The organism is Acetivibrio ethanolgignens (assembly GCF_001461035.1).
Classification (GTDB): domain Bacteria; phylum Bacillota; class Clostridia; order Lachnospirales; family Lachnospiraceae; genus Velocimicrobium; species Velocimicrobium ethanolgignens.
This window is the reverse complement of record NZ_LNAM01000013.1, coordinates 22,939-48,465: the sequence shown is the minus strand read 5'-3', so window position 1 is coordinate 48,465 and position 25,527 is coordinate 22,939. Positions and strand designations below refer to the sequence as shown.

Annotated in this window: 31 protein-coding genes; all 31 read left to right on the top strand. The window is 42.4% G+C overall.

Annotation, left to right across the window (positions count from 1 at the left end):
- Positions 1–49 precede the first annotated feature (49 nt).
- The 31 genes from ASU35_RS01770 to ASU35_RS01630 all read left to right on the top strand — a co-directional run bounded on the left by ASU35_RS01770 (position 50) and on the right by ASU35_RS01630 (position 25,489).
- Positions 50–295, top strand: a complete 246-nt coding sequence (locus ASU35_RS01770; RefSeq protein ID WP_054740736.1) for a hypothetical protein — start codon at positions 50–52, stop codon at positions 293–295.
- On the top strand, positions 285–731 hold the full coding sequence (locus tag ASU35_RS01765; protein ID WP_054740738.1) for a DUF1492 domain-containing protein: 447 nt from the start codon (positions 285–287) through the stop codon (positions 729–731). The genes ASU35_RS01770 and ASU35_RS01765 overlap by 11 nt, the downstream gene beginning before the upstream one ends.
- Before the next feature lie 217 nt (positions 732–948).
- The gene (locus tag ASU35_RS01760; RefSeq protein ID WP_054740740.1) at positions 949–1,326 is read left to right on the top strand and encodes an HNH endonuclease signature motif containing protein; all 378 of its coding nucleotides are present in this window, start codon (positions 949–951) and stop codon (positions 1,324–1,326) included.
- Positions 1,327–1,521: 195 nt separating this feature from the next.
- Positions 1,522–2,067, top strand: a complete 546-nt coding sequence (locus ASU35_RS01755; protein WP_054740744.1) for a P27 family phage terminase small subunit — start codon at positions 1,522–1,524, stop codon at positions 2,065–2,067.
- 20 nt (positions 2,068–2,087) lie between these two features.
- Complete coding sequence (locus ASU35_RS01750; protein ID WP_054740746.1) at positions 2,088–3,365, top strand: site-specific DNA-methyltransferase; 1,278 nt, start codon at positions 2,088–2,090, stop codon at positions 3,363–3,365.
- Positions 3,349–5,205, top strand: coding sequence for a DNA cytosine methyltransferase (locus ASU35_RS01745; protein WP_058351412.1), 1,857 nt, complete (start codon positions 3,349–3,351; stop codon positions 5,203–5,205). Before ASU35_RS01750 ends, ASU35_RS01745 begins: the two co-directional genes overlap by 17 nt.
- 97 nt (positions 5,206–5,302) lie before the next feature.
- Positions 5,303–6,004 (top strand): hypothetical protein, encoded by a 702-nt coding sequence (locus ASU35_RS01740; RefSeq protein ID WP_058351398.1) that lies wholly within the window; start codon positions 5,303–5,305, stop codon positions 6,002–6,004.
- Complete coding sequence (locus tag ASU35_RS20865) at positions 6,004–6,402, top strand: DUF4314 domain-containing protein (RefSeq protein WP_058351397.1); 399 nt, start codon at positions 6,004–6,006, stop codon at positions 6,400–6,402. Before ASU35_RS01740 ends, ASU35_RS20865 begins: the two co-directional genes overlap by 1 nt.
- Positions 6,403–6,527: 125 nt before the next feature.
- Positions 6,528–7,472, top strand: coding sequence for an amidoligase family protein (locus ASU35_RS01730; protein WP_054740751.1), 945 nt, complete (start codon positions 6,528–6,530; stop codon positions 7,470–7,472).
- A gap of 83 nt (positions 7,473–7,555) precedes the next feature.
- Positions 7,556–8,026 (top strand): gamma-glutamylcyclotransferase family protein, encoded by a 471-nt coding sequence (locus ASU35_RS01725; RefSeq protein ID WP_058351396.1) that lies wholly within the window; start codon positions 7,556–7,558, stop codon positions 8,024–8,026.
- Positions 8,016–8,219, top strand: coding sequence for a hypothetical protein (locus ASU35_RS01720; RefSeq protein ID WP_054740753.1), 204 nt, complete (start codon positions 8,016–8,018; stop codon positions 8,217–8,219). The genes ASU35_RS01725 and ASU35_RS01720 overlap by 11 nt, the downstream gene beginning before the upstream one ends.
- Positions 8,220–8,233: 14 nt before the next feature.
- On the top strand, positions 8,234–8,407 hold the full coding sequence (locus ASU35_RS18375; RefSeq protein WP_083504095.1) for a DUF5049 domain-containing protein: 174 nt from the start codon (positions 8,234–8,236) through the stop codon (positions 8,405–8,407).
- 93 nt (positions 8,408–8,500) lie between these two features.
- A complete protein-coding gene (locus ASU35_RS01715; protein WP_058351395.1) occupies positions 8,501–8,872 on the top strand; it encodes a DUF7698 family protein in 372 nt (123 codons plus the stop codon).
- A 178-nt stretch (positions 8,873–9,050) separates the two neighbouring features.
- Positions 9,051–9,311, top strand: a complete 261-nt coding sequence (locus ASU35_RS01710; RefSeq protein WP_058351394.1) for a hypothetical protein — start codon at positions 9,051–9,053, stop codon at positions 9,309–9,311.
- Positions 9,312–9,328: 17 nt separating this feature from the next.
- On the top strand, positions 9,329–9,580 hold the full coding sequence (locus ASU35_RS01705) for a DUF7678 domain-containing protein (RefSeq protein WP_058351393.1): 252 nt from the start codon (positions 9,329–9,331) through the stop codon (positions 9,578–9,580).
- Between the two features lie 100 nt (positions 9,581–9,680).
- Positions 9,681–11,246 carry a terminase large subunit gene (locus ASU35_RS01700; RefSeq protein ID WP_341415548.1) on the top strand — a complete coding sequence of 522 codons (1,566 nt, stop codon included), beginning with the start codon at positions 9,681–9,683 and terminating at the stop codon, positions 11,244–11,246.
- Between the two features lie 75 nt (positions 11,247–11,321).
- Positions 11,322–12,650 (top strand): phage portal protein, encoded by a 1,329-nt coding sequence (locus tag ASU35_RS01695; RefSeq protein WP_058351391.1) that lies wholly within the window; start codon positions 11,322–11,324, stop codon positions 12,648–12,650.
- Positions 12,577–13,377, top strand: a complete 801-nt coding sequence (locus ASU35_RS01690) for a head maturation protease, ClpP-related (protein ID WP_058351390.1) — start codon at positions 12,577–12,579, stop codon at positions 13,375–13,377. Before ASU35_RS01695 ends, ASU35_RS01690 begins: the two co-directional genes overlap by 74 nt.
- Before the next feature lie 15 nt (positions 13,378–13,392).
- Entirely contained in the window at positions 13,393–14,616 is a 1,224-nt protein-coding gene (locus ASU35_RS01685; RefSeq protein WP_058351389.1) for a phage major capsid protein, read from the top strand.
- A 52-nt stretch (positions 14,617–14,668) separates the two neighbouring features.
- Positions 14,669–14,944, top strand: a complete 276-nt coding sequence (locus ASU35_RS01680; protein WP_058351388.1) for a head-tail connector protein — start codon at positions 14,669–14,671, stop codon at positions 14,942–14,944.
- Entirely contained in the window at positions 14,944–15,276 is a 333-nt protein-coding gene (locus ASU35_RS01675) for a phage head closure protein (RefSeq protein WP_058351387.1), read from the top strand. The genes ASU35_RS01680 and ASU35_RS01675 overlap by 1 nt, the downstream gene beginning before the upstream one ends.
- Position 15,277: 1 nt before the next feature.
- On the top strand, positions 15,278–15,658 hold the full coding sequence (locus tag ASU35_RS01670; RefSeq protein ID WP_058351386.1) for an HK97 gp10 family phage protein: 381 nt from the start codon (positions 15,278–15,280) through the stop codon (positions 15,656–15,658).
- Positions 15,658–15,975 (top strand): hypothetical protein, encoded by a 318-nt coding sequence (locus ASU35_RS01665; RefSeq protein WP_058351385.1) that lies wholly within the window; start codon positions 15,658–15,660, stop codon positions 15,973–15,975. Before ASU35_RS01670 ends, ASU35_RS01665 begins: the two co-directional genes overlap by 1 nt.
- A 13-nt stretch (positions 15,976–15,988) precedes the next feature.
- Positions 15,989–16,576: a major tail protein gene (locus ASU35_RS01660; protein ID WP_058351384.1), complete on the top strand. Its 588-nt coding sequence runs from the start codon at positions 15,989–15,991 to the stop codon at positions 16,574–16,576.
- A gap of 3 nt (positions 16,577–16,579) precedes the next feature.
- Positions 16,580–16,957: a hypothetical protein gene (locus tag ASU35_RS01655; RefSeq protein ID WP_058351383.1), complete on the top strand. Its 378-nt coding sequence runs from the start codon at positions 16,580–16,582 to the stop codon at positions 16,955–16,957.
- On the top strand, positions 16,954–17,121 hold the full coding sequence (locus tag ASU35_RS19590) for a hypothetical protein (RefSeq protein ID WP_172794575.1): 168 nt from the start codon (positions 16,954–16,956) through the stop codon (positions 17,119–17,121). The genes ASU35_RS01655 and ASU35_RS19590 overlap by 4 nt, the downstream gene beginning before the upstream one ends.
- 62 nt (positions 17,122–17,183) lie before the next feature.
- The gene (locus ASU35_RS01650; protein WP_058351382.1) at positions 17,184–20,348 is read left to right on the top strand and encodes a phage tail tape measure protein; all 3,165 of its coding nucleotides are present in this window, start codon (positions 17,184–17,186) and stop codon (positions 20,346–20,348) included.
- Position 20,349: 1 nt separating this feature from the next.
- Positions 20,350–20,712: a hypothetical protein gene (locus ASU35_RS01645; RefSeq protein ID WP_058351381.1), complete on the top strand. Its 363-nt coding sequence runs from the start codon at positions 20,350–20,352 to the stop codon at positions 20,710–20,712.
- A gap of 3 nt (positions 20,713–20,715) precedes the next feature.
- Positions 20,716–22,746: a hypothetical protein gene (locus ASU35_RS01640; RefSeq protein ID WP_479714981.1), complete on the top strand. Its 2,031-nt coding sequence runs from the start codon at positions 20,716–20,718 to the stop codon at positions 22,744–22,746.
- The gene (locus tag ASU35_RS01635) at positions 22,734–24,065 is read left to right on the top strand and encodes a hypothetical protein (RefSeq protein ID WP_058351379.1); all 1,332 of its coding nucleotides are present in this window, start codon (positions 22,734–22,736) and stop codon (positions 24,063–24,065) included. The genes ASU35_RS01640 and ASU35_RS01635 overlap by 13 nt, the downstream gene beginning before the upstream one ends.
- 11 nt (positions 24,066–24,076) lie before the next feature.
- Entirely contained in the window at positions 24,077–25,489 is a 1,413-nt protein-coding gene (locus ASU35_RS01630; protein WP_058351378.1) for a hypothetical protein, read from the top strand.
- Positions 25,490–25,527 lie beyond the last annotated feature (38 nt).

Here is a 25,527-nt window from a genome sequence, read left to right as displayed (position 1 = left end):
TCAGAGTCAATCCGTGGGAAATTACTTTATTAAATCGGAGGAACCTGGTATGAGCAGTAATTCAAACTTAGATCCTTACGAGAGACTTGCGAATGAAATCATTTTGCAGGCCGTTAAGGATTATAGAGATGCAAATAAAAAATTGAAGAAGGGAAGAAGGAATAAGGATGCGGAGATTACCAAATCCGAGTGTCTAAATTTCTTCCGTTCCCGTTGGTTTTCTACATTAACTGATATTGACCCAGAGTTCCTTATCACAAAACTGGATGAGGAGGATGATAGTCATGACAGTTAAGGAATTTTTAAACCAAGCCTATTTATTAGATCAGAGAATTAAATCTGACACATTGGAATGCGAAGAGTTAAGGCTTATGGCAGAGACAATTTCAAGTCCCGGCTTTGAGGAGCATTTCAATGCAAGCAGAAACACCGATGCCCCATATGTTCGCACCCTTGAGAAGTTGATGGAACTGGAAGAAAAGATAATGACCGAGATGTCTTTGCTGTTGGAGGTAAAGCAGCAGATACGAGAGGTCATCAGCCAAGTGGATAAGAACGAATATCAGATGGTTCTTAAATACCGTTACATCCATAATTACTCGTGGCCAAGGATAGCTGATATGTTAAATGTGGATGCGACCACAGTTCAGAGATGGCATAACAAAGCAATCGGAAGAATGGTTCTTCCAAAAAATTGTATAAATTTGAAAATTGCTATGGTTTGCAATTAAATGCAATGGTGTCCTTTGTGATATTGTATAATCAGCGAAAAGCGAAAAGCGAAAACGAGAAATCGGCATAAGCCTTCATGGTGGCAACCCCACTGTGAGGGCTTTTATTATGCCGCAAAGACGGAGGTGGAAATAGTGGGATATAGGAAAGTTGGTTATTTGGAACAGTGCTTTTACATCCTTCGTTACAAATTAAGACAGTGGAGGTGCAGGAAGAATGCCAAGAAAAGCGAAACACCCATGCCACCATCCCGGATGTCCCAAGCTGACCGAGAGTAGGTTCTGTGAGGAACATCAGAAGGAAGAGAACAGACGTTACGAGAAGTACCAGCGAGACCCTAACACTAGGAGACGATATGGTCGTGCGTGGAAACGCATCCGTGACAGTTATGTTAAGACTCATCCTTTCTGTGAGGTTTGTTACGAAAAGGGAGTCCTTGTTGAAGTAGAAGAAGTACATCACAAGATTCCTCTTGCAGAAGGTGGCACACATGACAGGAGCAATCTGATTTCCTTGTGCAAGTCATGTCATGCAAAGATACATGCCGAGCGTGGAGACAGATGGCACGGACGAAGAAGTGATTCATACGAATGACAGTCATAACAGTCGAAGATGAAACTTATTTATAAATTTTATTTTTGTGACAGTAAAGACAGTCATTTCCTAAAGGGTAGGGGGCGGTCAAATCTCTGTGAATGATTTTTCAGGGCAACGGTGCCGCCCCTTCGTGTGGAAAAATTGCGAAATCAAACGGGGTATTAAGGACCCGAAGAATCGAGGTGAGAAAAAATGGCCAAAGATGGTACAGCAAGAGGTGGTCAGAGACCGGGAAGTGGACGCAAATCCAAGGCTCTTACTGAAAAGGTAGTAGCAGGAAATCCCGGCGGAAGAAAACTGAAGGTTATGGAAATGCCAACGGGAGCAAATCTTGATGGAGCAGATGTTCCAAATCCAAAAGACTACCTATCAGCCGTTCAGAAAAACGGTGATGTCCTTATTGCAGATGAAGTGTTTAAGGAAACATGGCTCTGGCTTAAGGAAAGAGGATGCGAGAAACTTGTGAGCAATCACCTGCTCGAACAGTTCGCTATGTGTTTAGCGAGATGGCAGCAGTGTGAAAAGGCAATCACAGATTATGGTTTCCTTGCAAAGCATCCTACAACAGGAGCTGCTTGTGCCTCTCCTTATGTAGCAATGTCCAATCAGTATATGAAGCAGACCAATGCCATATGGTATCAGATTTTCCAAGTGGTAAAGGAGAACTGCTCGACAGATTTCAATTTGGCTGATGCTGATCCGATGGAGATTCTCTTAAGGACAAGGAACAAACAATAATTTATGGAAGGAGTAACGCAGTGAGTAAAACAACTACACAAATGCAGATGGTAAAAGTGAGTGAGCTTATACCATATGTAAATAATGCAAGAACTCATTCCCAGGAGCAGGTCAATAAGCTGCGCTCGTCTCTTCGTGAGTTCGGTTTTGTAAATCCTGTCATCATTGATCAGGATAAAAATGTAATAGCCGGACACGGAAGACTGATGGCGGCAAAGGAAGAAGGAATCACGGAAGTACCTTGTGTACTTGTTGATTATCTTACCGAGGCACAGAAGAAAGCATATATCCTTGCTGATAACAGATATGCCCAGGATGCTGGATGGGATGAGGAACTTTTGAGACTTGAGATTGAAGCATTGGAAGGAATGGACTTTGATGTTTCGCTCACAGGTTTTAATGAAGATGAGATTTCGGATTTGTTTGCAGGTGCAGATACTTCCGACACCCAGGATGATGACTTTGATTTGTCAGATGCGCTTGAGAAGGCAGCCTTTGTAGAAAAGGGAGATGTATGGGTGGTTGGTAGACACAGACTTATGTGCGGTGATGCAACTTCGGAAGAAGATGTAGCGACCCTTATGGATGGAAAGAAAGCCAACCTCATTATTACAGACCCACCTTATAATGTAGCCTTTGAAAGTTCTGACGGACTATCAATCAAAAACGATAAGATGGAAAATGAAAAGTTCTATGAGTTCCTTTTATCGGCATTCAAGAATATGGCCGCACATCTTGAAAAGGGTGGTGCAGCTTATGTATTCCATGCAGATACAGAAGGACTGAATTTCAGAAAGGCATTTGTTGATGCAGGATTTCATTTGGCAGGATGCTGTATCTGGGTAAAGAATTCATTGGTGCTTGGTCGCAGTGATTATCAGTGGCAGCACGAACCAGTTCTTTATGGTTTCCTTCAGAATGGAAAACACTACTGGAGCAAGAATGCCGGAAGAAGTCAGACCACCATTTGGAATTTTGATAAGCCAAAGAAGAACAAGAACCATCCGACAAGTAAGCCACTTGATTTGCTTGCATATCCTATCGGCAATTCAAGTCAGGAGAATGCGATTGTAATTGATACCTTTGGTGGCAGTGGTTCAACGCTTATGACTTGTGAGCAGACAAACAGAATCTGCCATACAATGGAACTTGATGAAAAGTATGCATCAGTCATTCTTCGCAGATATGTTGAGGATACGGATGATGCAGCCAATGTGTATGTCATCCGAAATGGAGAGAAGCTCATGTATGCAGATCTTGTAAAGGAGGTTGACTTTGGAGATGGAACAACAGAATAAAAAGACATTAACCCTCGGTAGCCTCTTTGATGGTTCCGGGGGTTTTCCATTGGGTGGAACATTAGCTGGTATCACACCTATATGGGCATCGGAGATTGAGCCATTTCCTGTAAGGGTCACAACGGTTCGATTTCCTAATATGAAACACTACGGTGATATATCCAAACTTAAAGGTTCAGAAGTTGAGCCTGTGGATATCATCACTTTTGGAAGTCCCTGTCAGGACATGAGCGTGGCGGGGAAAAGAGATGGCTTGGATGGTTCACGTTCAAGTCTTTTTTATGAAGCAATCAGAATCATTAAGGAAATGAGGGAGGCAACAGATGGAAAATATCCAAGATACATTGTCTGGGAAAATGTCCCAGGAGCATTCTCCTCAAACAAGGGTGAGGACTTCAAGGCAGTCCTTACTGAAATCTGCAAAATCAAAGACGAGCAAGTGTCTGTATCTAAACCTTCAAAATGGGAAAACGCAGGACGCATCATGGGAGATGGCTTCTGTATCGCATGGAGACTCCTCGATGCTCAGTATTGGGGCGTTCCCCAGAGAAGACAACGTATCTACCTTGTCGCAGATTTTGATGGAGGGAGTGCCGGAAAAATATTATTTGAGTCCGAAGGCTTGTCAGGGTATTCTGCGCAGGGCTTCAAGTCGTGGCAAAGAACTACCTGCCGTACTAAAGAAAGCCTTGGAGAAACAAGCAATGGCGGTTTAATGTTTGAGAACCACTCACAGGACAGCAGATACACAGGACCCCTTGAGGTATCGCAGACCATTCTTTCTACTTTTGGAACGGGTGGCAATAATCAGCCGTTTGTGGTTCAGACTCCAAAGACACTAAAAATCAGATGCGGATGCGAAGGTGGTGGCAAGGGTGCCTTAATACAGGATGACCTGTCGGCAACACTTAGTACAAATAATGACCAGACCTTATTCCAACCGAGGGCATTTGGCATCTGTGCAAAGAACAGTAATTCCATGAAGTCGGATAATCCGAACAGTGGATTTTATGAGGCAGACACATCACGAACTCTTGATGCCAATGGTGGAAATCCAACTTGCAATCAAGGTGGTGTGGCCGTTGTTGCTATTGAAGGCAATGGCAGCAGACCTTCTCATAAGGGAGATGGATATAAGGAATCGGATGTCATGTACACATTAAATGCAACCGAGCAGCACGCAGTTGCATTTGCAGATGTTCATGCCACTCTTTCTGCCAATGACGGTCCCAAGGGTCCATCCAGTCAGATGATGAAGAACCCGGAAGAGAACTTTGTGGGAGAGCCTGCATTTGGAATTGGAAGACCTGCTATGAACCAGGGATACAATGCAAAGTTCAGCTTTCAGATAGAAGAGGAAGTCGAACCGACTATTGTGGCAGCGGGAGCAAGTGGGGTGGCGCATCCAAAGTTCTCATCCTCAAAAGCATCTTTCTTTACGGAGGCAAATGAGGAGTGTGCAAATACACTTGTGGCTACTGACTATAAAGACCCTCCGATTGTAAATGATGAAACTGAAACGGATTATATCGTGCGCAGGCTTACACCGACTGAATGTGCAAGACTGCAGGGATTCCCGGATTGGTGGTGTGATGAACTTGGGATAGAAGAACCTACCAAAGAGGACATCGCAAAGTGGAGAGAGGTTTTTGAAGTCCATGCTAATGCAATCGGAAAAGCAACCAAGCCAAAGACAGATTCACAAATCATCAAATGGCTCAAAGACCCACAGGCTGATTCAGCAGAATATAAGATGTGGGGCAATGGTGTGGCACTTCCGAATGTTTATTTTGTGCTTTCAGGCATTATGTATTATGCACAACTTGAGAGCCAAAATTAAGGTCACTATTTTATCCCAGTAATTGCACATAATTGTTGCTATTACTGGGGGTTAGAGTGATATATGTACATACCAAAAAAACAAGGAGGTACATAGCATGGTACTACATTTTAATGTAACAGGAGACAGCCGAAAGGCAATGGTCAAAGCAATTGAAAAGGAACTTGGCTGCAAAGCAAAGTACATGGGAATGCCAAGCGCAGCTTATGAAATCGGAGCATACAGAGTTGAAAAGGACGGAACCTTATCATTCCTTGGGGATGCCGGGATTGATGAAAGCGCAAAGGTAATTGATGCCTGTGTTTTGGCCACAGGGGTTTCACCTGCAGAATGGGAGGATAACCAAATGGGGGCAAAAGAAGCCGAAACTGAGGCGAATAAGGGGGCAGACGAGCCAATTGGACTTACGGTTACCATTCCACTTGAAAAGGTAGCGGTTGGAAACCTTGCAAACCTACTGGATGCCAAAGGAGATTTGATAAAGAAGGCACTTGGAATTGCAGACCTTGGATTTTCAATTGATGAGGAGAACATTTCCTTCCCTTGGTTTGAAGAAGCAAAGCCGGAAGAGGCACTTGCCTACACCAAGTTCATATCAGCCATTTGCGAGATGAGTAAGAACCAGAAGAGAATTTCTTCCAAGGCAAAGGAAAACGAGAATGAGAAATACGCATTCAGGTGTTTCCTTTTAAGACTTGGATTTATCGGGGATGAGTTCAAGGCAGACAGAAAAATCCTTCTTTCCAAACTTGAAGGCTCATCAGCATTCAAGAACAAAGAGAAGGGAGGCGAGCAGTAATGTATTTCCCGGACAGAAAAATAGTGGAGCGAGTTAAGGAGCAGTACCCAGAAGGGTCAAGGGTGGAACTTATCCATATGGAAGACCCCTACAGAATTGAAATGACAGCCGGACTTAAGGGAACGGTTACAAGTGTGGATGACACAGGAACGATTCATGTTCATTGGGACAACGGATGCTGCCTTGGGGTTGTTTACGGAGAAGACTCCTGCAAGAAACTCGATACCGTCAAAGTCATTTGCTACAACGATGAGGAGACTTGGGACAGCCGTGATGATGCGATGGAATTTTACCTTAAGGCAATGGCATCTTCTGAAGGAAGTGAGCAAAGCAGGTACGCAAAAATCGTATCGGAACTTGCGATGGGAAAGGCAGTCTGCACCGATTCTGAAGAGTAATAGCCATCTGGAAAGATACACAATATAAAGTGTGTATCTTTGTCCAGTAATGGTATTCCAATTAGTGTGCTTTAGAGTGATATATGTACACAACAAAAAACGAACTACTGTTGGAGGTACATACAATGAACGAGAAAATTACAAACCAGATCGAGGAAATGAAAAAGCAGACCATCGGAGTTGAGGTCGAAATGAACAGCATCACAAGAGAAAAGGCAGCAAGGCTTGCAGCGAAGTTTTTCGGAACAGGCAGATATCAGAACACAGCAGAAAGAAACGGCTACTACACTTGGAGCGCTTGGGACGAGCAGGGAAGGGAATGGAAATTTCAAAAGGATGTGAGCATTGCTGGATGCGATAGTGAGAAATGCGAATTGGTAACACCAATCCTTACCTACGCAGACATGGAAACCTTGCAGGAACTTATAAGACAGTTAAGACACGCCGGAGCAAAATCGGATGCAACAAGAGGATGCGGGGTACACATTCACATCGGAGCCAAGGGACACACACCACAGACCATGAGAAACCTTGCAAACATCATGGCAAGCCACGAAGACCTAATTGCAAAGGCACTCGACCTTGACCACAGAAGAATGAGCAGATATTGCAGAACGGTTGACCCGGAGTTCTTAAAGCAGGTCAACAAGAAAAAGCCAAAGACAATGAGCCAGCTTGCAGACATTTGGTACGGCTCACAGGGTTGCAACTACGGAAGAAGCCAACATTACAACGACAGTCGATACCACATGCTTAACTACCACGCAACCTTCACAAAGGGAACAATCGAGTTCAGACTTTTCCAATTCGATGCACCTGCAGACGGAAAATTAAACGGCCTCCATGCCGGACAGCTTAAAGCCTACATTCAGCTTTGCCTAGCACTTAGCCAGATGGCAAAGGAAGTAAGAAGCGCAAGCTCAAAGCCACAGCAGAACGAGAATCCAAAATACGCAATGAGAACTTGGCTTCTTAGACTTGGGTTCATCGGGGACGAGTTCAAAACAGCAAGAGAGATTCTTACAAAGAGACTTGATGGAGACACAGCATTCAGAACAGCAAGGGCATAGCCTCCTGCCACTTTAAAAGGATGACCGCTTCGGCGGTCTTAAGGTGGTAGAAGGGTGTTTCCTTCGGAAAGGATGGATGCATTATGCAGAAAAGATATTACATTGCCTATGGCAGCAACCTAAACATCAGACAAATGAAAATGCGATGTCCGGGAGCAAGAATCATCGGAACATCAGTTGTGCCGGATTATGAACTCCTTTTTAAGGGGAGCAAGACGGGATCTTATTTAACAATCGAACCAAAGGAAGGGAAGAGCGTTCCTGTGGCCGTGTGGGAAACCACAGAGGCTGACGAGGCGGCTCTTGACAGGTACGAAGGGTTCCCAAGCTTTTATTACAAAGCTGAAATGGAACTGCCGATTGTCGGAATCAGAACCGGGAAGGTAAGGCAGAGAAAGGTCTATGTGTACATCATGCATGAGGACAGAGAACTTGGTATACCAAGTTACCATTATGTCGAGACCTGCCTTGAAGGGTACAGGGCATTTGAATTTGATGAGAACATTTTGTTTGAGGCAATCAGAAAAAGCAGGAGGGAATGCCATGAAGATTAATGAAAGAATACAGCCAAAGAAATGTCCACACTGTGGAAGAATCTATTCAGAGCCTTCAGCACTTTCCAGAGCAGATGGGGTAACAGCCATCTGCCCGGACTGTGGAACAAGAGAGGCGCTTGAGAGTATAGGAATTGATGTGGAGGAGCAAGAGAAAATCCTTGATACCATCCATCAGCATACTGGACAGTAGGAAGGAGTGATACGATGCCAGAACATATTAAGGATCAGATTATTAAGGTCAGAGATACAGCACTTTGCAATATGTTTGACCTTGGAATGGTAAAGGCAATTGCTACGGAACTGGAGTGTCCTGAACTTGCAGCTTTTATCGATATGAACACCGATGATTATGTGCATTTTATAACATCCGGGGAGTAGAAAAAAAGTTACACTTTTCTCGATAATTAACTTGCTATTATGTGCCTTTAGAGTGATATATGTACATACCAAAAGACAAGGAGGGCATTAGCCATGACAAGAATCGAGATTTTAGACAAAGCAGGAGCAAGAGGAACACGCTACTCGGACATTGATGTGAACCCAAGATTTGGAGAGGCATACTTCTACAGCCTTGAAGCCGGAAACGAACTTATCAATTTTGGCGAGGTCATTTGGGATTACGACATCGACCCAATCATTGAGAATTGCAGAAGATTTGGAGTTAAGGAATTTACAATTTCAAGCACCTTCTCAAGCCTTATCACAACGATTGCAGAGTTCCAGAAGAGAGGCATTAGCCTTGAGGGACTTATAGAAATCAACAGCAGATACGATGATTGGAAAGCAGGACTTGAGGGCGAAAGCAGGAAGGAAAGAATCCCGGCTTTCAAATTAAGCCTTTAAGGAAACAGACAGAAGACCTTTAGGGGTCTTTTGGTCGTTGTAAACTACACAATAAATACCGCCTTATTACTACATATATTTGTGTAATATATGCCTCCGAATTAAGTGGATATATATCTCATTTAGAGCGAATATGTACATACCGAAAGGGAAACAAAGCAAAGCGGAGGATACGAAAATGAGATTTATTGATAAGACAGGCTGCACAAGCGCATTTGAAAAGGGAGCAGATAAGGAAATCGAGAGCATTGGAAAACTTACAAAGAAGGCTTGCAGGATTGCAAAAGAAAACAGACTCGGAGTTCTTAAGACAAGACAGGGGGCTTACAGAATCATCAAAGAAAGCGGACTTGGAGCATACGAGGATTTCCTTACAGACCTTGCAGAGGTTGACGAGTTTTTCAAGAACCTTGAAGCACACAAGGCAACAAAGTACTAAGAAGGGCGGGAAAGAAAATGAGAACAGGATGGCACGAAGGAACAATCGGAATTCCAAAGGATGGAAATAACAGGGTAGCACATTATTGGGTTAAGAATTACAAGATCAGAAACAAGAATGCAATCGATGGCGGTAAGATTTCAAAGCTGCTTATCAAGATTGGAAATGAGACGGTTGCTGATTATGACAACGGTTGGATTTGCAAGCCGGATGAGGATGATTACATGGTCATGGTAGCCTACAGCATTTTGCTTAAAGAATACAACTAATAAAAAGAAATTATGAAATGGGACTCTTCGGAGTCCTTTTTTCGTGGAAGGAGAGATGAGTGTGGCAAAGAGAAAAAAGAAGTTTGTTCCCACCAAGTTTATGGCCGAAGGGTCATATTACGATGAAGAACAAGCGGATTATGTTGTGAACTTCATACAGTGCCTTTGCCATACCAAAGGCAAGTGGGCAGGAAAGCCTTTCATATTGATGCCCTGGCAGGAAGAAATCATAAGGAACTTATTTGGGATATTAAAGCCGAATGGGAAGAGACAGTTCACAACAGCATATGTTGAAATTCCAAAGAAGAATGGTAAGTCAGAACTTGCGGCTGCAATTGCTTTGTACCTTCTGTTTGGAGATGGTGAGGCATCCCCGGAAGTGTATGGTGCAGCTGCAGACAGACAGCAGGCATCCATTGTATTTGATGTTGGAAGAGTGATGTGTGAAATGACACCTGCCCTTGAAAAGAGAAGCAAGATAAAGGGTGCAACAAAGAGAATAGATAATCTTTACAACAATGGATTTTATCAAGTGCTATCAGCTGAAGTTGGAACCAAGCACGGCCTTAATGTAAGTGGACTGGTGCTTGATGAGGTACACGCACAGCCAAACAGAAAACTATATGACGTACTTACCAAGGGTTCAGGTGATGCCCGTGAACAGCCACTGTATTTCCTTATTACTACAGCGGGAAATGATACCAACTCCATCTGCTATGAATTACATCAGAAGGCTTTGGATATTATTGAGGGTCGAAAAACTGACCCGACATTTTATCCAGTTATATATGGTGCGGCAGATGATGATGACTGGACAGATCCTACCGTATGGAAGAAAGCAAATCCATCTCTTGGAGAAACCATTCAGATGGAGAAGGTAGTAGCTGCGTGTGAATCTGCAAAGCAGAATCCTGCAGAGGAGAACAGCTTCCGTCAGCTTAGGCTTAATCAATGGGTAAAACAGGCTGTCCGTTGGATGCCAATGGATAAGTGGGATGCCTGTGCATTCTCTGTTGACCCGGAAGAACTGGAAGGGCGTGTATGTTACGGGGGACTTGACCTTTCAAGTACAACCGACCTTACATCCTTTTGTCTTGTGTTTCCACCACAAAGTGAGAATGACAAATACTATGTTCTTCCTTATTTTTGGTTGCCAGAAGAGACTCTTGATTTACGAGTCCGAAGGGATCATGTGAATTATGACCTTTGGGAAAGACAAGGCTATATCCAAACCACGGAAGGAAATGTTGTTCATTATGGATTCATTGAAAAATTCATAGAACAGCTTGGGGAGAAATACAACATCCGTGAGATTGCATTCGATAGATGGGGAGCAGTTCAGATGGTGCAGAACCTTGAGAATATGGGGTTCAATGTAGTGGCAATGGGACAGGGATTTGCATCTATGTCACCACCTACAAAGGAACTTATGAAGCTGACCCTTGAACAGAAGATTGCCCACGGAGGACACCCGGTTCTTCGTTGGAATATGGATAACATTTTTATTCGTACTGACCCAGCCGGAAACATTAAGGCTGATAAAGCAAAAAGTACAGAGAAGATTGACGGTGCCATAGCCTGTATCATGGCACTCGACAGAGCAATCCGTTGTGGGAATGACACATCGGAGAGTGTATATGATACGAGAGGATTATTGGTGTTTTGATGATTACTTTATTTTTTATAGGAATGCTTGTGATATGCGAAGGCATTAATCAGGCATTAGAAGGGATGTGATGATATGGGATTATTCAGTGGATTATTTCGGGGCAGAGATGCTCCTAGCAACAGAACAAGTGGCAGTTCATACAGCTTTTTCATGGGAACTTCAACATCCGGGAAAAGAGTGAATGAACGAAGTGCTATGCAGATGACGGCAGTTTATTCCTGTGTCCGTATTCTATCAGAGGCAATCGCAAGTCTGCCTCTTAATGTTTACAGATACAACGAGGAGGGTGGAAAAGAAAAAGCCTATGACCATCCGCTGTTTCGATTGCTGCATGACGAACCAAATCCTGAAATGACTTCATTCATTTTTAGGGAAACACTTATGACGCATCTGTTACTTTGGGGTAATGCCTACGCACAGATTATAAGAAATGGCAAAGGAGAGGTAATTGCACTGTATCCGCTTATGCCAGACAGGATGAGTGTAGACCGTGATGAGAAGGGACACCTTTATTATAAATACACAAAAAGTAATGATGACGCGCCAACGATGGAAGGAAGTACGGTTGTGCTTGACCCTTCCGATGTGCTTCATGTTCCTGGTCTTGGTTTTGATGGTTTGGTCGGTTATTCTCCGATAGCAATGGCCAAGAATGCCATAGGTCTTGCAATTGCAGCAGAGGAGTATGGCTCGAAGTTTTATGCCAATGGTGCTTCTCCAAGTGCAGTTTTGGAGCATCCGGGAACATTAAAAGATCCAGGGAAAGTTAGGGATAGTTGGAATGCAGCCTTTGGTGGCAGTTCCAATAGCCATAAGGTTGCCGTATTGGAAGAAGGACTTAAATATACTCCGATTTCCATATCTCCAAATGAAGCACAGTTTTTGGAAACAAGAAAATTTCAGATTAATGAAATTGCTCGAATTTTCAGAGTACCGCCACATATGGTCGGTGACCTTGAAAAGTCGAGCTTTTCTAATATTGAGCAGCAGTCACTTGAGTTCGTGAAATACACTCTTGACCCTTGGGTCATCCGTTGGGAGCAGTCACTTTACAGGGCACTCCTTAATGAAGAAGAGAAGAAGGATTATTTCTTCAAGCTGAATGTGGAAGGTCTCCTTCGAGGGGATTATGCAAGCCGTATGAACGGTTATGCCACAGCAAGGCAGAACGGTTGGATGAGTGCAAATGACATCAGAGAGTTGGAAGACCTAGACAGGATACCTTCAGAACTCGGCGGTGATCTGTATTTAGTTAATGGCAATATGATGCCCCTAAATGATGCGGGGGCAGCTTATGCAAATAAAGAAAAGGAGGAGACAGATTCTGATGAAGAAACAGAAGAAGTTCTGGAATTGGAAAAACCAAGCAGGAACGGACGAAGGTCAGGAAAGAGTTCTTGAGCTATACGGAACAATCGCAGAAACATCATGGTTTGACGATGATGTGACTCCTAAGATGTTCCACGATGAGCTTTTTGCCGGAAGTGGTCCCGTAATAGTTTGGCTCAATTCCCCTGGCGGAGACTGCATTGCGGCAAGCCAGATTTACACCATGCTTATGGATTATCAGGGTGATGTGACGGTCAAGATTGATGGAATCGCTGCCAGTGCAGCCTCCGTTATTGCAATGGCAGGCACAACAGTGCTTATGGCACCTACAGCCTTAATGATGATTCATAACCCAATGACTATGGCCTACGGAAATCACGAGGACATGGAGAAAGCAATCGAGATGCTTGATGAGGTCAAGGAAAGCATTATCAATGCCTACGAGATTAAAACAAGTATGTCTCGTGCAAAGCTGTCACACCTTATGGATTCGGAAACTTGGATGAATGCAAATAAAGCAATCGAACTTGGTTTTGCAGATGACATTTTGGTGGATGAGAAAAAGAGTGCGGATGACATTCCTGCATATGCATTCTCTGGCAAAGAGACAGAGACAAGGCTTATGAACAAGCTGATGACTCACTTTAAGCCAAAGGATGAGGCAGTGAAGAAAACACCTGCACAGGCAGCAGTAATCCCGGCAGAAAAACCTGCCAATGTAACTATGCCAGTTAATGAAGAAGAGACTGGCACATCAATTGAGGAACTCGAAAAGAGACTCAGTCTTATTAAACCTTAAGGAGGAATTTGTACAATGAGTAAGATTAATGAATTACGCACACAGCGTGCAAAGGCATGGGAGCAGACAAAGGCATTTCTTGACTCCCACAGAAACGAGAAGGGTATTCTTTCAGCAGAGGATACACAGACCTATGAGCGAATGGAGCAGGAGATTGTAGACCTCGGTCATGAAATCGAGCGTCAGGAAAGAATGGATGCAATGGAGCGTGAGATGGCAGCTCCTACAGCAATGCCTATTACAGAAAAGCCAGACAATAAGAAGAAGGAAGAAAAGATAGGTCGTGCTTCTGATGCATATAAGAAGGCGTTCTGGGATCAGGTTCGTGCAAAGGACGGTGTTTCATACGAGGTTCGTAATATGCTTTCTGAAGGAACTGATTCAGAAGGTGGCTACCTTGTACCAGACGAGTTTGAAAAGACTCTTATTCAGGCACTTGAAGAGGATGGTGTTGTGCGTAACCTTGCACACGTATTTACTACCTCAAACGGTCTTCACAAGATTCCTATCGTTACCACAAAGGGTGTAGCGAACTGGATTGATGAAGGTGCGGCTTACGGAGAGAGTGATGATGTATTTGGTGCAGAGCAGATTGATGCTCACAAGGTAGGTACAATCATCAAGGTATCTGAGGAACTCTTAAATGACTCTGCATTTGACCTTGAGGCATATTTCCAGTCAGAGTTTGCAAGACGTATCGGTAACAAGGAAGAGGAAGCATTCCTTATCGGTGATGGTAGCAAGAAGCCTACTGGTATTCTTAATGCTACAGGTGGTGCAGATATCGGTGTTACTGCAGGTAGTGCAACAGCTATCACAGCAGATGAACTTATCGACCTTTACTACAGCCTTAAGTCACCTTACCGTAAGAATGCTGTATGGCTTATGAATGATTCGACAGTTGCTGCAATCAGAAAGCTTAAGGATTCAAACGGTCAGTATTTATGGCAGCCTGCATTAAGAGAGAAGGAGTACGATACTATTCTTGGTAAGAGAGTAATCACATCTCCTTATGCACCTGAAATCGCAGCCGGAGCAAAGACAGTCATGTTCGGTGACTTCTCTTACTACTGGATTGGTGACAGACAGGGTGTATCTTTCAAGCGTCTTAATGAGAGATATGCAGATCTTGGCCAGGTTGGTTTCCTTGCATCCAAGAGAGTGGATGGTAAGTTAATCCTTCCTGAAGCTATCAAGGTTCTTCAGATGAAGGCTGGAACTACAACTGCAAAGGCCTAAGATTTTTACGGGGAGTAGTGGAATGCTACTCCCTTAATTGTGAGGTGGAAAGATGATAATTACACTTGATGAAATGAAAAGTTATCTGCGTGTTGACCATGAAGATGATGATATTATCATTGAAAGTCTGATTGCATCCTCACAGCAGTTATGTATGGATGTGGCTCGTATCTCGGATGAAGAGGCATTTGAGAAAGAGCCATGTTCAAAAGTGGCTGTAATGTATGCGGTTGCATATCAGTATGAACACAGGGAAGATGCAAATCATTTACAGCTTACTCTTTCCATCCGGGCATTACTGTTTGGAATAAGGCAGGAGGGATTTTGATGGATATAGCACTTCTCAATGTGAAGATTACCATTCAGAAAAATTCCGTTGTAACTGATGCCATCGGAAATCACAAAAACGGGTGGACAGACTTTTATTCCTGCCATGCTACGGTAAGTGGTGAGAGTGGTAATGAGAAATCGGTAGCCGGAACAACTGTGGATGATACCGATATTGCATTTACTATAAGGTGGTGCAAGAAAGCATCAGAAATTACAAATACGGGATACAGGGTGGTATTTCACGGGGAACTCTATGACATCACTCTTGTTGACCATATGAATTTCAAGAATAAGTGCCTAAAACTTAAATGCCAGAAAGTGAGGAGATAGCATGGCAAATGTAACGGTTGATAATCTTGCGGCGGAAATTATGAAGGGACTTACCGAGTATAAGGACCTCGCAACTGCCGATATGAAAACGACTGTAAGAAAAGCTGGAAAGTCGGTAAAAAAGGACATCCAAGCAAATGCTCCAAAGAAAACAGGTGACTATTCGAAGAGTTGGACTGTAAAGACCACGAAAGAAACTTCTGAATCTTTGGAACTTACAGTGCATTCTCCAAAGAAGTATCAGCTGGCACACTTGCTTGAAAAGGGACATGCTAAAAGAGGCGGTGGAAGGACAAAGGCAATCCCACATATCGCACCTGCAGAAGAGAAAGCAGTAAAAGACCTTGAGGCAGATATAAAAAGAGCGCTTGGAGGTTCATGATGGAAGAGTTAATAAAAATAATGGATGAGATTGGTCTCCCTTATGCGTATGATCATTTCGCAGAGGGAGAAAGTCCAGACCCACCATTTATCTGTTATCTGTTGCCACAGGATGATAATTTCGCAGCAGATGGAATTGTGTATTACAAGATAAGTGGTGTGAGAATTGAGCTATACACGGATTATAAGAATCCGGCTATAGAGGAAAAGGTAACAGCCGTGCTTGATAGCCACGGTATTTTTTATGCAAAAAACGAGGTATGGATTGAGGATGAAAAACTCTATGAAGTAGCCTTTGAATTTGAATTGCCAGTATAAGGAGGAATTAACGATGGCTAATAAGAAGAACAAGGTAAAGTACAACCTTAAAAATGTACATTATGCATTGCTTAACATTGATGAGCAGGGCAATGTATCATACGGCACGCCTGTTGCTATTCCGGGTGCTGTATCGATTGGACTTGATGCAAATGGAGAACCTAGTAACTTCTATGCAGATGGATATGCGTATTACACCATCAGCAACAACATGGGTTACGAAGGTGATCTTGAGATTGCAATGGTTCCTGAGTCATTCCGTGTGGATGTTCTTAAGGAAAAACTCGATGACAATAAGGTTCTTATCGAGGATGCAAATGTGGAAACTTCTAACTTTGCGCTTATGTTTGAGTTTGATGGAGATATCAAGAAAATCCGTCATGTCCTTTATAAGTGTGCTGCAAGCCGTCCTTCCATTGAATCACAGACCAATGAGGATGAAATCGAAGTACAGACCGAGACACTTACCCTTAAGGCAACACCACTTGCTAACGGATATGTGAAGGCAAAGACTGGAGATGATACTACCGATGAAGTTTACCAGAACTGGTATAACGAGGTGTATCTTACATCCACTACAACAGCAGAAAGCGGGGAGTAATCAATGAGCATTGTAAAAAATATTGAAATCGATGGTAAGCAGGTGCCTTTTAAAGCATCTGCCGCCATTCCAAGAATTTATAGGATTAAGTTTAATCGTGATATTTATAAGGATCTCCGTTCTTTGGAAAAGGCAGTGGGAGAAGGGGACGAGGCAAACTCCAACCTTGATTTATTCTCGCTTGAGATGTTCGAGAACATTGCCTATGTTATGGCCAAGCACGCAGACCCTAATATTGCGAACTCCCCTGAGGAGTGGCTTGATGAGTTCAATACCTTTTCTATCTACCAGGTATTGCCTAGCATCATCGAGTTATGGGGACTTAATGTACAGACAGATATTGAGTCTAAAAAAAACTTCGCCCAACTGACAGAGAAATGACAACCCCATTATTCCTACTCAGATGCGTACAGCTTGGAATAAGCATTCGTGACCTTGACCTTCTTACGATTGGTCTTGTGAATGATATGTATGCGGAGAATGGGAATGATGATTACAAGGGTTATAAGCAGTTGGCAACACAGGAAGATTTTGACAGATTTTAAGTAGGAGCATCGGCAGAAATGTCGGTGCTTTTATTGTGATTATTTAGGAGAGGAGGAAACCAATGGCAAGTAGAATACAGGGTATTACCGTAGAGATTGGCGGAGATACTACCAAGCTGCAGACTGCCCTTAAAGGCTTAAACGGAGAAATCAAATCCACACAGAGTCAGCTTAAGGATGTAGAGAAGCTCTTAAAAATGGATCCGGGTAATACAGAACTTCTTGCACAGAAGGAAAAACTCCTGGCAGATGCCGTAAAGGAAACAAAGGAAAAACTGGAAACATTAAAGACGGCAGCCGAGCAGGCTAACACTGCACTTGCAAATGGAGAGATCTCGCAGGAGCAGTATGATGCACTCCAAAGGGAAATCATAGAGACAGAACAGGACTTAAAGAAGTTAGAGACGGCTGCCAATCAGTCATCAACTGCACTTCAGAAGATTGGAACTGCAGGAGAAAAGATGAAAACTGTAGGAGATAATATTTCTTCTGCCGGACAGAAACTTCTCCCGGTAACGGCAACGGTAACGGCTCTTGGAACGGCATCCGTTACAACAGCTGCAAACTTTGAATCAGCAATGAGTCAGGTTCAGGCTACGATGGGTGTTACCAAAGACTCCATGTCCACACTTGATGGGCAGAGTGTAAATACGATGGATGCTTTATCCGAACTTGCAAAGGAGATGGGTTCATCCACAGCTTTCTCTGCAACAGAGTGTGCCGAGGCATTAAACTATCTTGCACTTGCAGGATACAGCACACAGGAAATGGCAGATACACTTCCGACCGTACTTAACCTTGCGGCGGCAGGTGGCATTGACCTTGCATCTGCATCCGACATGGTAACAGATGCAATGTCCGCCCTTGGTATGGAAACTTCTGAGGCAGATGTGATGGTAGACCAGATGGCAAAGACAGCTTCTACCACAAATACATCTGTTGCACAGTTAGGAGAAGGTATTCTTACAATCGGTGCAACAGCCAAATCAATAAAAGGTGGAACGGCAGAACTTAATACTGCTCTTGGTATTCTGGCTAACAATGGTATCAAGGGCGCAGAAGGTGGTACACATCTTCGAAACATTATTCTGTCATTGCAGAATCCTACCGATAAGGCAGCAGCCCAGATGGAGGCTCTTGGTGTATCTGTATATGACTCTGAAGGTAATATGAGATCCATGAATGATATTTTGGGAGACCTTAATACATCAATGGAAGGAATGACCTCGGAGGAAAAGGCAAACATCATCAGCACCATTTTCAATAAGACAGACCTTTCTTCTGTAAATGCTTTATTAGCAAACACAGGCGAGACTTGGGATAATCTGCAAGGCTCTATCACAAACAGTGCAGGAGCAGCACAGCAGATGGCAGATACTCAGCTTGATAATTTACAAGGTCAGTTAACACTCTTAAAGTCAGCCCTTGAAGGACTGGCTATTTCTTTTGGTCAGTTACTGATGCCTGCAATCAAAAGTATTGTGGGTGTTATTCAGAACGTGGTCGATTGGCTTAATTCTCTTGATGAGGGAACCAAGAAGACCATTGTTACCATAGCACTTGTAGCGGGAGCATTGGGACCGGTACTGATAGTGGTCGGTAAGGTCATATCTGCAATCGGTACGATTATGACAATAGTTCCGAAGATTGGTGGACTTTTATCCGGCTTACAGGGAGTGGTTGCAGCTTTTAATGCTGTGTGTGCGGCAAACCCATATGTTCTGATCATAGCAGCAGTCATTGCAGTAATAGCAATCTTTGTTGTGTTATGGAATAAGTGTGAAGGTTTCAGAAATTTTTGGATTAACCTTTGGGAAGGTATCAAGTCGGTTATATCAACAGCGGTTGAAGCAATCAAAGGGTTCTTTACGAAGGTTATTGATTTCGTGAAGAACAACTGGCAGGGATTACTTTTGTTCCTTGTGAATCCGTTTGCAGGAGCGTTCAAGTTAATCTATGACAACTGTGAAGGCTTTAGAAATGTGATTGATGGTCTGATGGAAAAGGTCAAGGCTGTGTTCCAAAAGGTCATTGATTTTGTAAAGAATAATTGGCAAGGCATACTTCTTTTCATAGTGAATCCATTTGCCGGGGCATTTAAACTTTTATATGACAACTGTGAAGGTTTCCGTGAATTTATCAATGGAGTGTTAGAGGGAATAAAGACAGCACTTACAAATGCATGGACGGCCATAACAACTGGAATTACAACAGCGTGGACGGCCATTTCCTCATTCTTTACTACGGTGTGGGAAGGAATCAAGAATATCTTTACTACTGTCATTGAGGCGATAAAGCTTGCGATTACCACTTGGGTAAATACAGTAAAGACAGTCATCACAACAGTATTCACGGCAATACAGACTTTTTTCACTACGATATGGACAGCCATTTCGATATTTTTCACTACGATACTAACGGCAATACAAACCACATTTACAACCATTTGGAATGCGATAAAAACTGCCGTTACCACAGTAATTACAGCCATTCAGACTGTGATAACCACAGTATGGAATGCAATCAGCACGGCAATATCAACTGTGATGAATACCATAAAAAATACCATTTCAACACTTTGGAATGGAATCAAAACTACAATCACTACGATTGTGAATGGTATCAAGACAACGGTCAGCACAGTATTCAATAATATCCTTTCTGCTATTAAGACCACAGTAGGAAATATTGCATCGGCTATTAAGAGTGGATTCCAGACGGCAATCAGTTATATCACATCACTTCCTTCACAGGCACTTCAGTGGGGTAAGGATATGATTATGGGAATCGTAAATGGTATCAAATCCTGCATGAGTGCAGTGGGAGATGCCGTTAAGGGAGTGGCAGATAAGATTAAGTCATTCCTTCACTTCTCTGTGCCGGATGAAGGCCCTTTGACTGATTACGAGTCTTGGATGCCAGACTTTATGGATGGACTTGCGAAGGGAATCAACAAGAGCAAGGATGTGGTGGCAAAGGCTGTGGAAGGTGTATCGCAGGATATGGTAATCAATCCAAATGTAAGTGCGACAACATCTGCAATGGAGACATCAAATCAGACAGCGCAGAATACGGCAAACATTGTCGGAGCAATCAGAGAGGCATTTGCAGGTATCAATACCCAGGGTGGAGATACAGTTATCCCGGTTTATATCGGTGGCACTATGCTTGATGAGATTGTAGTAAATGCACAGCAGAGAATTAACTTAAGAAGTGGAGGAAGATAGGATGGCATTTATTCAGTATCTGAATTTCAACGGTGCGAATCTTCCTCTGCCGGATTCCTATGATATATCAATGGATGCAGTGGAGGCGGATACCACAGGAGAAACAGAGGCAGGCACAACACAAAGGGATGTAGTAAGGCAGGGAGTGGTAACAATCTCCGTGTCTTTTTCTGTGTCTGCCGCATGGCTTAAAAGACTGTCGGCATATTCCAAACAGGATAAGCTGACGGTCAGATATTTTGATACTACAACCTTGGAGATAAGTGAAACAGAAATGTATATCACAGGCTACAAGGCAAAACTTGAGAAGGATACTTCGAAAAAGGGACTGTGGACAGTTTCCTTTACATTAAATGAATTTTAGGAGGTGGTTTTCTTGTATCCTGTTTCGGATAGATTTTTAACAGAGATAGATTCCAATAGCAGACGATACTATTGGACTGGCACGATTACCACCAAAGCAAAGAAAACTTATGACTTTGGCAATGATGACATTGTTAAGGGAAGTGGTTATATCACCCGTTCCTGCTGTGGTAGCAGTGAGATTGAACTTGGATCCGTATACGCAGCAGAAATGGGTATAACTTTGTTTTCTGATATCGACAGATATACCCTTGATGGAGCAACCGTTAAATTATTCTTTCATTTGGTCTTTTCGGACAATACGGAAGAGGTTATTCCGATGGGGATTTATGAAGTTACCGAGGCTAACAGAAATCTAAAGACCATAGAGATAAAAGCCTATGATTATATGCTCCGTTTCGATAAGAAACTGAACCTTGAATCATCAAGCGGTACACCATATAATTTTTTGAATGTCATCTGTAAGACCTGCAAGGTTGAGATGGCACAAACGCAGACAGAAATTGATGCACTCACAAACGGAAAAGAAACTCTCGGTATTTATTCTGAAAATGATATCGAGACCTACAGAGATTTGCTTTTCTATGTCGCACAGGTGGTTGGCTGCGTCTGCCAGATAAATCGTGAGGGAAAGCTTGAACTTATCCATTATGGAAAAACAGCTGTGAGAACAATTGAGGCAAAGCACAGATATGATAGTTCCTATTCTGACTTTGTTACAAGATACACGGCTATTTCGTCAACAAATAAGATTACAGAAGAGTCGGAATATTATGCACTTGAAAAGGACGATGCTCTTACCATGAACCTTGGTGTAAATCCACTTCTTCAGTTTGGTCTTAAGACCACAAGAGCGAGACTTCTTAATGCTATTTTACTTGCGGTGTCAAAAGTCGAGTATGTACCTTTTGACAGTAACACGATTGGTAACCCGGCACTTGACCCGATGGACTGTCTGATATTTAGCGGTGGCCATGCAGATGCATCAAAGATATCCTGCATCACGGGGATTACTTATAAAATCAACGGAAAGCACTCACTTAAGTGTGTTGGTAAGAATCCAAAGTTAGCAGAGGCTAAAAGTAAGAATGACAAAAATATCAGTGGTCTTTTTAACCAGGTAGAAGAAAATAAGACGGTTGTGTATGATTTTGTAAATGTATCTCCGTATGAGATTTATGACCATTTCGTAGAAGTGCTTGATATTACATTCGTTTCAAAGGAATCGACAAGTGCCATGTTCCTTGCAGAAGTGCTTGTTGATATATCTGCATATGAGATGAGAAAGAAGATATCCGGCAAGGCTACCTATGATGAGGAAGAAGAAAAGAAAGAACAAGATCTGGACTTCTCCTATGTGACAAAGACGCATCCATATATTGAAGTGATGTACAAAATCAATGGTGATGAAGTTGAAGACTTCCACCCTACGCAGATATGCCATGAAGGAAAGCAGCTTATTACTTTATTCTTCCCATTAAGTTCGGTGGAAGAAAACAGCGAGAATACCTTCACGATGTGGCTTAAGGTCGAGGATGGATTTGGAAAGATTGGAGAAACGCAGATAAGAGCAACTTTAAGTGGTCAGGGTCTTGTTGCAGGTATCGGAGATTGGAACGGCCGTATTACGGTTACAGATTCCTTTGATGATATAGCGATTAATCATCCGGGAATGACAGTAGACAGATTTGTATCAAGAGCCGTTGCAACAATTCCAAAACAGGCAAAGCCAATGTTTGCACAGACATTCGGAAGAATATCGATTGCTCCGTTACAGTTTGGCTATGACCTTCTGAATGAAAGAGTTACCTGTGTTGAAGTGGTACACACCTTCACAATGGATAAAACATATCCGGGAGAATATGACCCTGTTGTTATTGAAATCAATGACGAGGATGCATTCCAGATGGTGTGCGATTATGCTTATGTTTCTTCTGAAGGAGAGATTGCATACGGTAATCTGCAGGTGCTTGATATTGATACTACACTATTTGAAAGAGTGGAGAGCATGGAGGTGAGCATATGCGAATCGTAGAAGATGAATACAACTGGAAAAGGGCAGATGCCACGGTTGTTGTTCTTGAAGAAGGAACAGAAAATGTCGAGTTTGAAACGCCACTTAAAATATATCGAATAAAGGGCGAAGGAGAAATTTCCATATATGAGGATGAGGAGAAGTCAGAGTTAGTATACTCTGGCTTTCTTCCATTTGAGCCGGATATCCCTATTTGTTTTACAAGTCTTATGTTTGTTGCCGATGAGGGGACAGTACTAACACTTGTATCTGAAACAGGAATCCAAAAGACTGTACTTGATGAATATTTGGATACCACAGAAGGAATGACCTATGTAAGTAACGGTTATAACGATGACGGCACATATTCAACGGCTGGTCTTTCTGATTTTCTCTATAACGGAGTTGCTGCAAGCACCCTTTATATTTCGAGTAATCATTGGATTGGCTTTGGTGTTAACACATCACAATTATATATCTTGCAAAGAGATGGATGTTCTACAGCCATTTGGAGACAGGAAGGCGAGTGTGGTAATGGAGTAAAGTTCTTAAAAATCAGATTTGAAGGATATACAGTTTACAGTCAGAGAGTAGATAGCAATCGACTTATTTTTGAGTTATTCATCATGTCTAATAAGGATATGTTCCTAAATGTGATTCAGACTCCGACAAGTGGAAATACAGGTACATCGCAGATGGTTTGTAATAATCAGACCATTGCACTTTCGCTCGCAGACCCTACAGGGGCAGGTGGAGGTACAATGGTTAGTTTTTACCACGAAGACGATGAGGGTAAGACTTGGAGAATTGTGTATGACAACTATAAGGGTATCGATTATTTCTCTTATGGCTTTTTGCTAAAGGCAGATGAGAAGTATTGCACCATTGTTGATGGAGAATTAAAAGAGGTAACCGAAGAAATACCAACGGCTGCTGATTATTATGAGTTTGGTTTTCTTGATGTTCCACCAAGTGAAATCCTTGTAGGTATTGATAACCCACAGATTTCATACTGGAGAGCTGGGGGAGATACAGAACTGATAAAGACCGTAGCCAAGGCATATCCATATCCTAAATACATTAGAAGTGAAGTGGACATGAGTCATATTTCCATTCTTGGAATTATAATGATGACGGCACAGTATTCCGGGGATGTGAGAGTTAAGTTTTCACTTGATAATGAGGAAACCTACTCGGATGAAATAACGATGGATGAATGGCTTAATACTGATGTGGTGGAGTTGTGGGAGAGCCTCCCGGAGAACAAGAAGTTATTCCTGCTTTTTGTTTTACACGATAATGCCACCATTTCAAGATTTAAAATAACCTATGAAAATTAAGGAGGGATTTCATGTTAAAGGGAAAGATGACGATTGAACTTACCGATGTGAACACAGGTAAGAAAGATGTAATCGAAGAAGAGAATATGGTCACAAATGCTCTTGCAGAAATATTCAAACCTCTTGGGCATTTGATGAATGCAGATAGCATTTATAATCAGTTTAATTCGTATTACACAAAACTGCTCGGAGGTCTGTTGCTTTTTGATAACAATATCGAAGAAGACCCAAATCAGTTATATGCTCCAGCAAATGCAAACCTTGTTGGATGTGCTGTGTACAATACGCAGAATAATACCACAGGAAAAATGCGCGGTGGATACAATCAGACGGAGAGCGAATTTAATGCCAAGAACAGATATATGAAGTTTGTATATGATTTTTCTACATCACAGGCAAACGGAACTATCTCATGTGTGGCACTTACCCATCAGCAAGGTGGTTATACCACATACGGAAGTAGTGATGCTGTACTGAATACAGGAAATTCAACAGCAATTAGTCCTTATAATGGAACATTACAATATGTGCATACTTCCTATACGGGTGCAAATACCGGGGATAAGTATTCAGGACTTAAGGTAGGAACTACAGAGGTTCTTTTCCTTTTAGACCCGGATAATGATGTGGCATATTATTTTAAGATTAAAAGTGCGACATCCATATCCATTGTTAAAAGAAGAATGTATCTGAAGTCTGTATCTATCTTCGAGAATCCATATTCGCAGAAAGCATTGATGGAAGAGTTCGAACTAGATGCTTTGGGGACAGCGCTTTCCACAAGTTACTTTGCATATAATTTTGATGTAACAGATAATTGTCTTTATATCTTTAGCTGTGCAAACTACAGTACATCCGTAAATGGAACATACCAGATCACTCGAATCAAGATTAGTGACTGGAGCATCAGACAATGGACGATGACCAATACCACAAATGAAGTGCTGACCACGAATGGTATGAGATTTGCTTTTGCAAATAACGGATATGTATATTTGAGAGGATATAACAGTCCTTATGAATTATACAAATTTGAGATTGGAAACTCAGCTAATGTGGTAAAGATAAAGAGAAGTGGCATGAGTTCCATTGACTGTTGGCCAATGTTTGCAATCAACGGAAGAATATATTTTCAGGCATTCAGCAACACTTCTACATACAATCATGTTTATATTGTAAATGAGGAAACGAATGAGTGCCTTAAGTCAGAGAATTATTGTTTACAATATGCAGGAAATAACACTCCGTGTTATACGCCTGTGCTTAATCATCAGATGTTATTATTTTGTAGTTATGGGAACTGGTCAACGGGACCATTCTTTGTTCCGGCTAATTATCTAGCAACCATTAATAATCTGTCCGAGCCTGTTACAAAGACGGCAGACAAAACTATGAAAATCACATATACGATTCAGGAGCAGTAAGCATCTATCAGCAATGGTAGGTGCTTTTATTATGCAAA

Excerpts from the sequence above, each read along its gene's own strand:
- ASU35_RS01685 (WP_058351389.1), top strand. The coding sequence starts at position 13,393 with ATGAGTAAGATTAATGAATTACGCACACAGCGTGCAAAGGCATGGGAG.
- ASU35_RS01725 (WP_058351396.1), top strand. The coding sequence starts at position 7,556 with ATGCAGAAAAGATATTACATTGCCTATGGCAGCAACCTAAACATCAGA.
- ASU35_RS01655 (WP_058351383.1), top strand. The coding sequence starts at position 16,580 with ATGAGCATTGTAAAAAATATTGAAATCGATGGTAAGCAGGTGCCTTTT.
- ASU35_RS01765 (WP_054740738.1), top strand. The coding sequence starts at position 285 with ATGACAGTTAAGGAATTTTTAAACCAAGCCTATTTATTAGATCAGAGA.
- ASU35_RS01630 (WP_058351378.1), top strand. The coding sequence starts at position 24,077 with ATGTTAAAGGGAAAGATGACGATTGAACTTACCGATGTGAACACAGGT.
- ASU35_RS01645 (WP_058351381.1), top strand. The coding sequence starts at position 20,350 with ATGGCATTTATTCAGTATCTGAATTTCAACGGTGCGAATCTTCCTCTG.
- ASU35_RS01690 (WP_058351390.1), top strand. The coding sequence starts at position 12,577 with ATGAAGAAACAGAAGAAGTTCTGGAATTGGAAAAACCAAGCAGGAACG.
- ASU35_RS01740 (WP_058351398.1), top strand. The coding sequence starts at position 5,303 with ATGGTACTACATTTTAATGTAACAGGAGACAGCCGAAAGGCAATGGTC.
- ASU35_RS01720 (WP_054740753.1), top strand. The coding sequence starts at position 8,016 with ATGAAGATTAATGAAAGAATACAGCCAAAGAAATGTCCACACTGTGGA.
- ASU35_RS20865 (WP_058351397.1), top strand. The coding sequence starts at position 6,004 with ATGTATTTCCCGGACAGAAAAATAGTGGAGCGAGTTAAGGAGCAGTAC.
- ASU35_RS01670 (WP_058351386.1), top strand. The coding sequence starts at position 15,278 with ATGGCAAATGTAACGGTTGATAATCTTGCGGCGGAAATTATGAAGGGA.
- ASU35_RS01650 (WP_058351382.1), top strand. The coding sequence starts at position 17,184 with ATGGCAAGTAGAATACAGGGTATTACCGTAGAGATTGGCGGAGATACT.
- ASU35_RS18375 (WP_083504095.1), top strand. The coding sequence starts at position 8,234 with ATGCCAGAACATATTAAGGATCAGATTATTAAGGTCAGAGATACAGCA.
- ASU35_RS01660 (WP_058351384.1), top strand. The coding sequence starts at position 15,989 with ATGGCTAATAAGAAGAACAAGGTAAAGTACAACCTTAAAAATGTACAT.
- ASU35_RS01745 (WP_058351412.1), top strand. The coding sequence starts at position 3,349 with ATGGAACAACAGAATAAAAAGACATTAACCCTCGGTAGCCTCTTTGAT.
- ASU35_RS01710 (WP_058351394.1), top strand. The coding sequence starts at position 9,051 with ATGAGATTTATTGATAAGACAGGCTGCACAAGCGCATTTGAAAAGGGA.
- ASU35_RS01755 (WP_054740744.1), top strand. The coding sequence starts at position 1,522 with ATGGCCAAAGATGGTACAGCAAGAGGTGGTCAGAGACCGGGAAGTGGA.
- ASU35_RS01680 (WP_058351388.1), top strand. The coding sequence starts at position 14,669 with ATGATAATTACACTTGATGAAATGAAAAGTTATCTGCGTGTTGACCAT.
- ASU35_RS01695 (WP_058351391.1), top strand. The coding sequence starts at position 11,322 with ATGGGATTATTCAGTGGATTATTTCGGGGCAGAGATGCTCCTAGCAAC.
- ASU35_RS01730 (WP_054740751.1), top strand. The coding sequence starts at position 6,528 with ATGAACGAGAAAATTACAAACCAGATCGAGGAAATGAAAAAGCAGACC.
- ASU35_RS01675 (WP_058351387.1), top strand. The coding sequence starts at position 14,944 with ATGGATATAGCACTTCTCAATGTGAAGATTACCATTCAGAAAAATTCC.
- ASU35_RS19590 (WP_172794575.1), top strand. The coding sequence starts at position 16,954 with ATGACAACCCCATTATTCCTACTCAGATGCGTACAGCTTGGAATAAGC.
- ASU35_RS01705 (WP_058351393.1), top strand. The coding sequence starts at position 9,329 with ATGAGAACAGGATGGCACGAAGGAACAATCGGAATTCCAAAGGATGGA.
- ASU35_RS01760 (WP_054740740.1), top strand. The coding sequence starts at position 949 with ATGCCAAGAAAAGCGAAACACCCATGCCACCATCCCGGATGTCCCAAG.
- ASU35_RS01715 (WP_058351395.1), top strand. The coding sequence starts at position 8,501 with ATGACAAGAATCGAGATTTTAGACAAAGCAGGAGCAAGAGGAACACGC.
- ASU35_RS01665 (WP_058351385.1), top strand. The coding sequence starts at position 15,658 with ATGGAAGAGTTAATAAAAATAATGGATGAGATTGGTCTCCCTTATGCG.
- ASU35_RS01770 (WP_054740736.1), top strand. The coding sequence starts at position 50 with ATGAGCAGTAATTCAAACTTAGATCCTTACGAGAGACTTGCGAATGAA.
- ASU35_RS01700 (WP_341415548.1), top strand. The coding sequence starts at position 9,681 with ATGGCCGAAGGGTCATATTACGATGAAGAACAAGCGGATTATGTTGTG.
- ASU35_RS01635 (WP_058351379.1), top strand. The coding sequence starts at position 22,734 with ATGCGAATCGTAGAAGATGAATACAACTGGAAAAGGGCAGATGCCACG.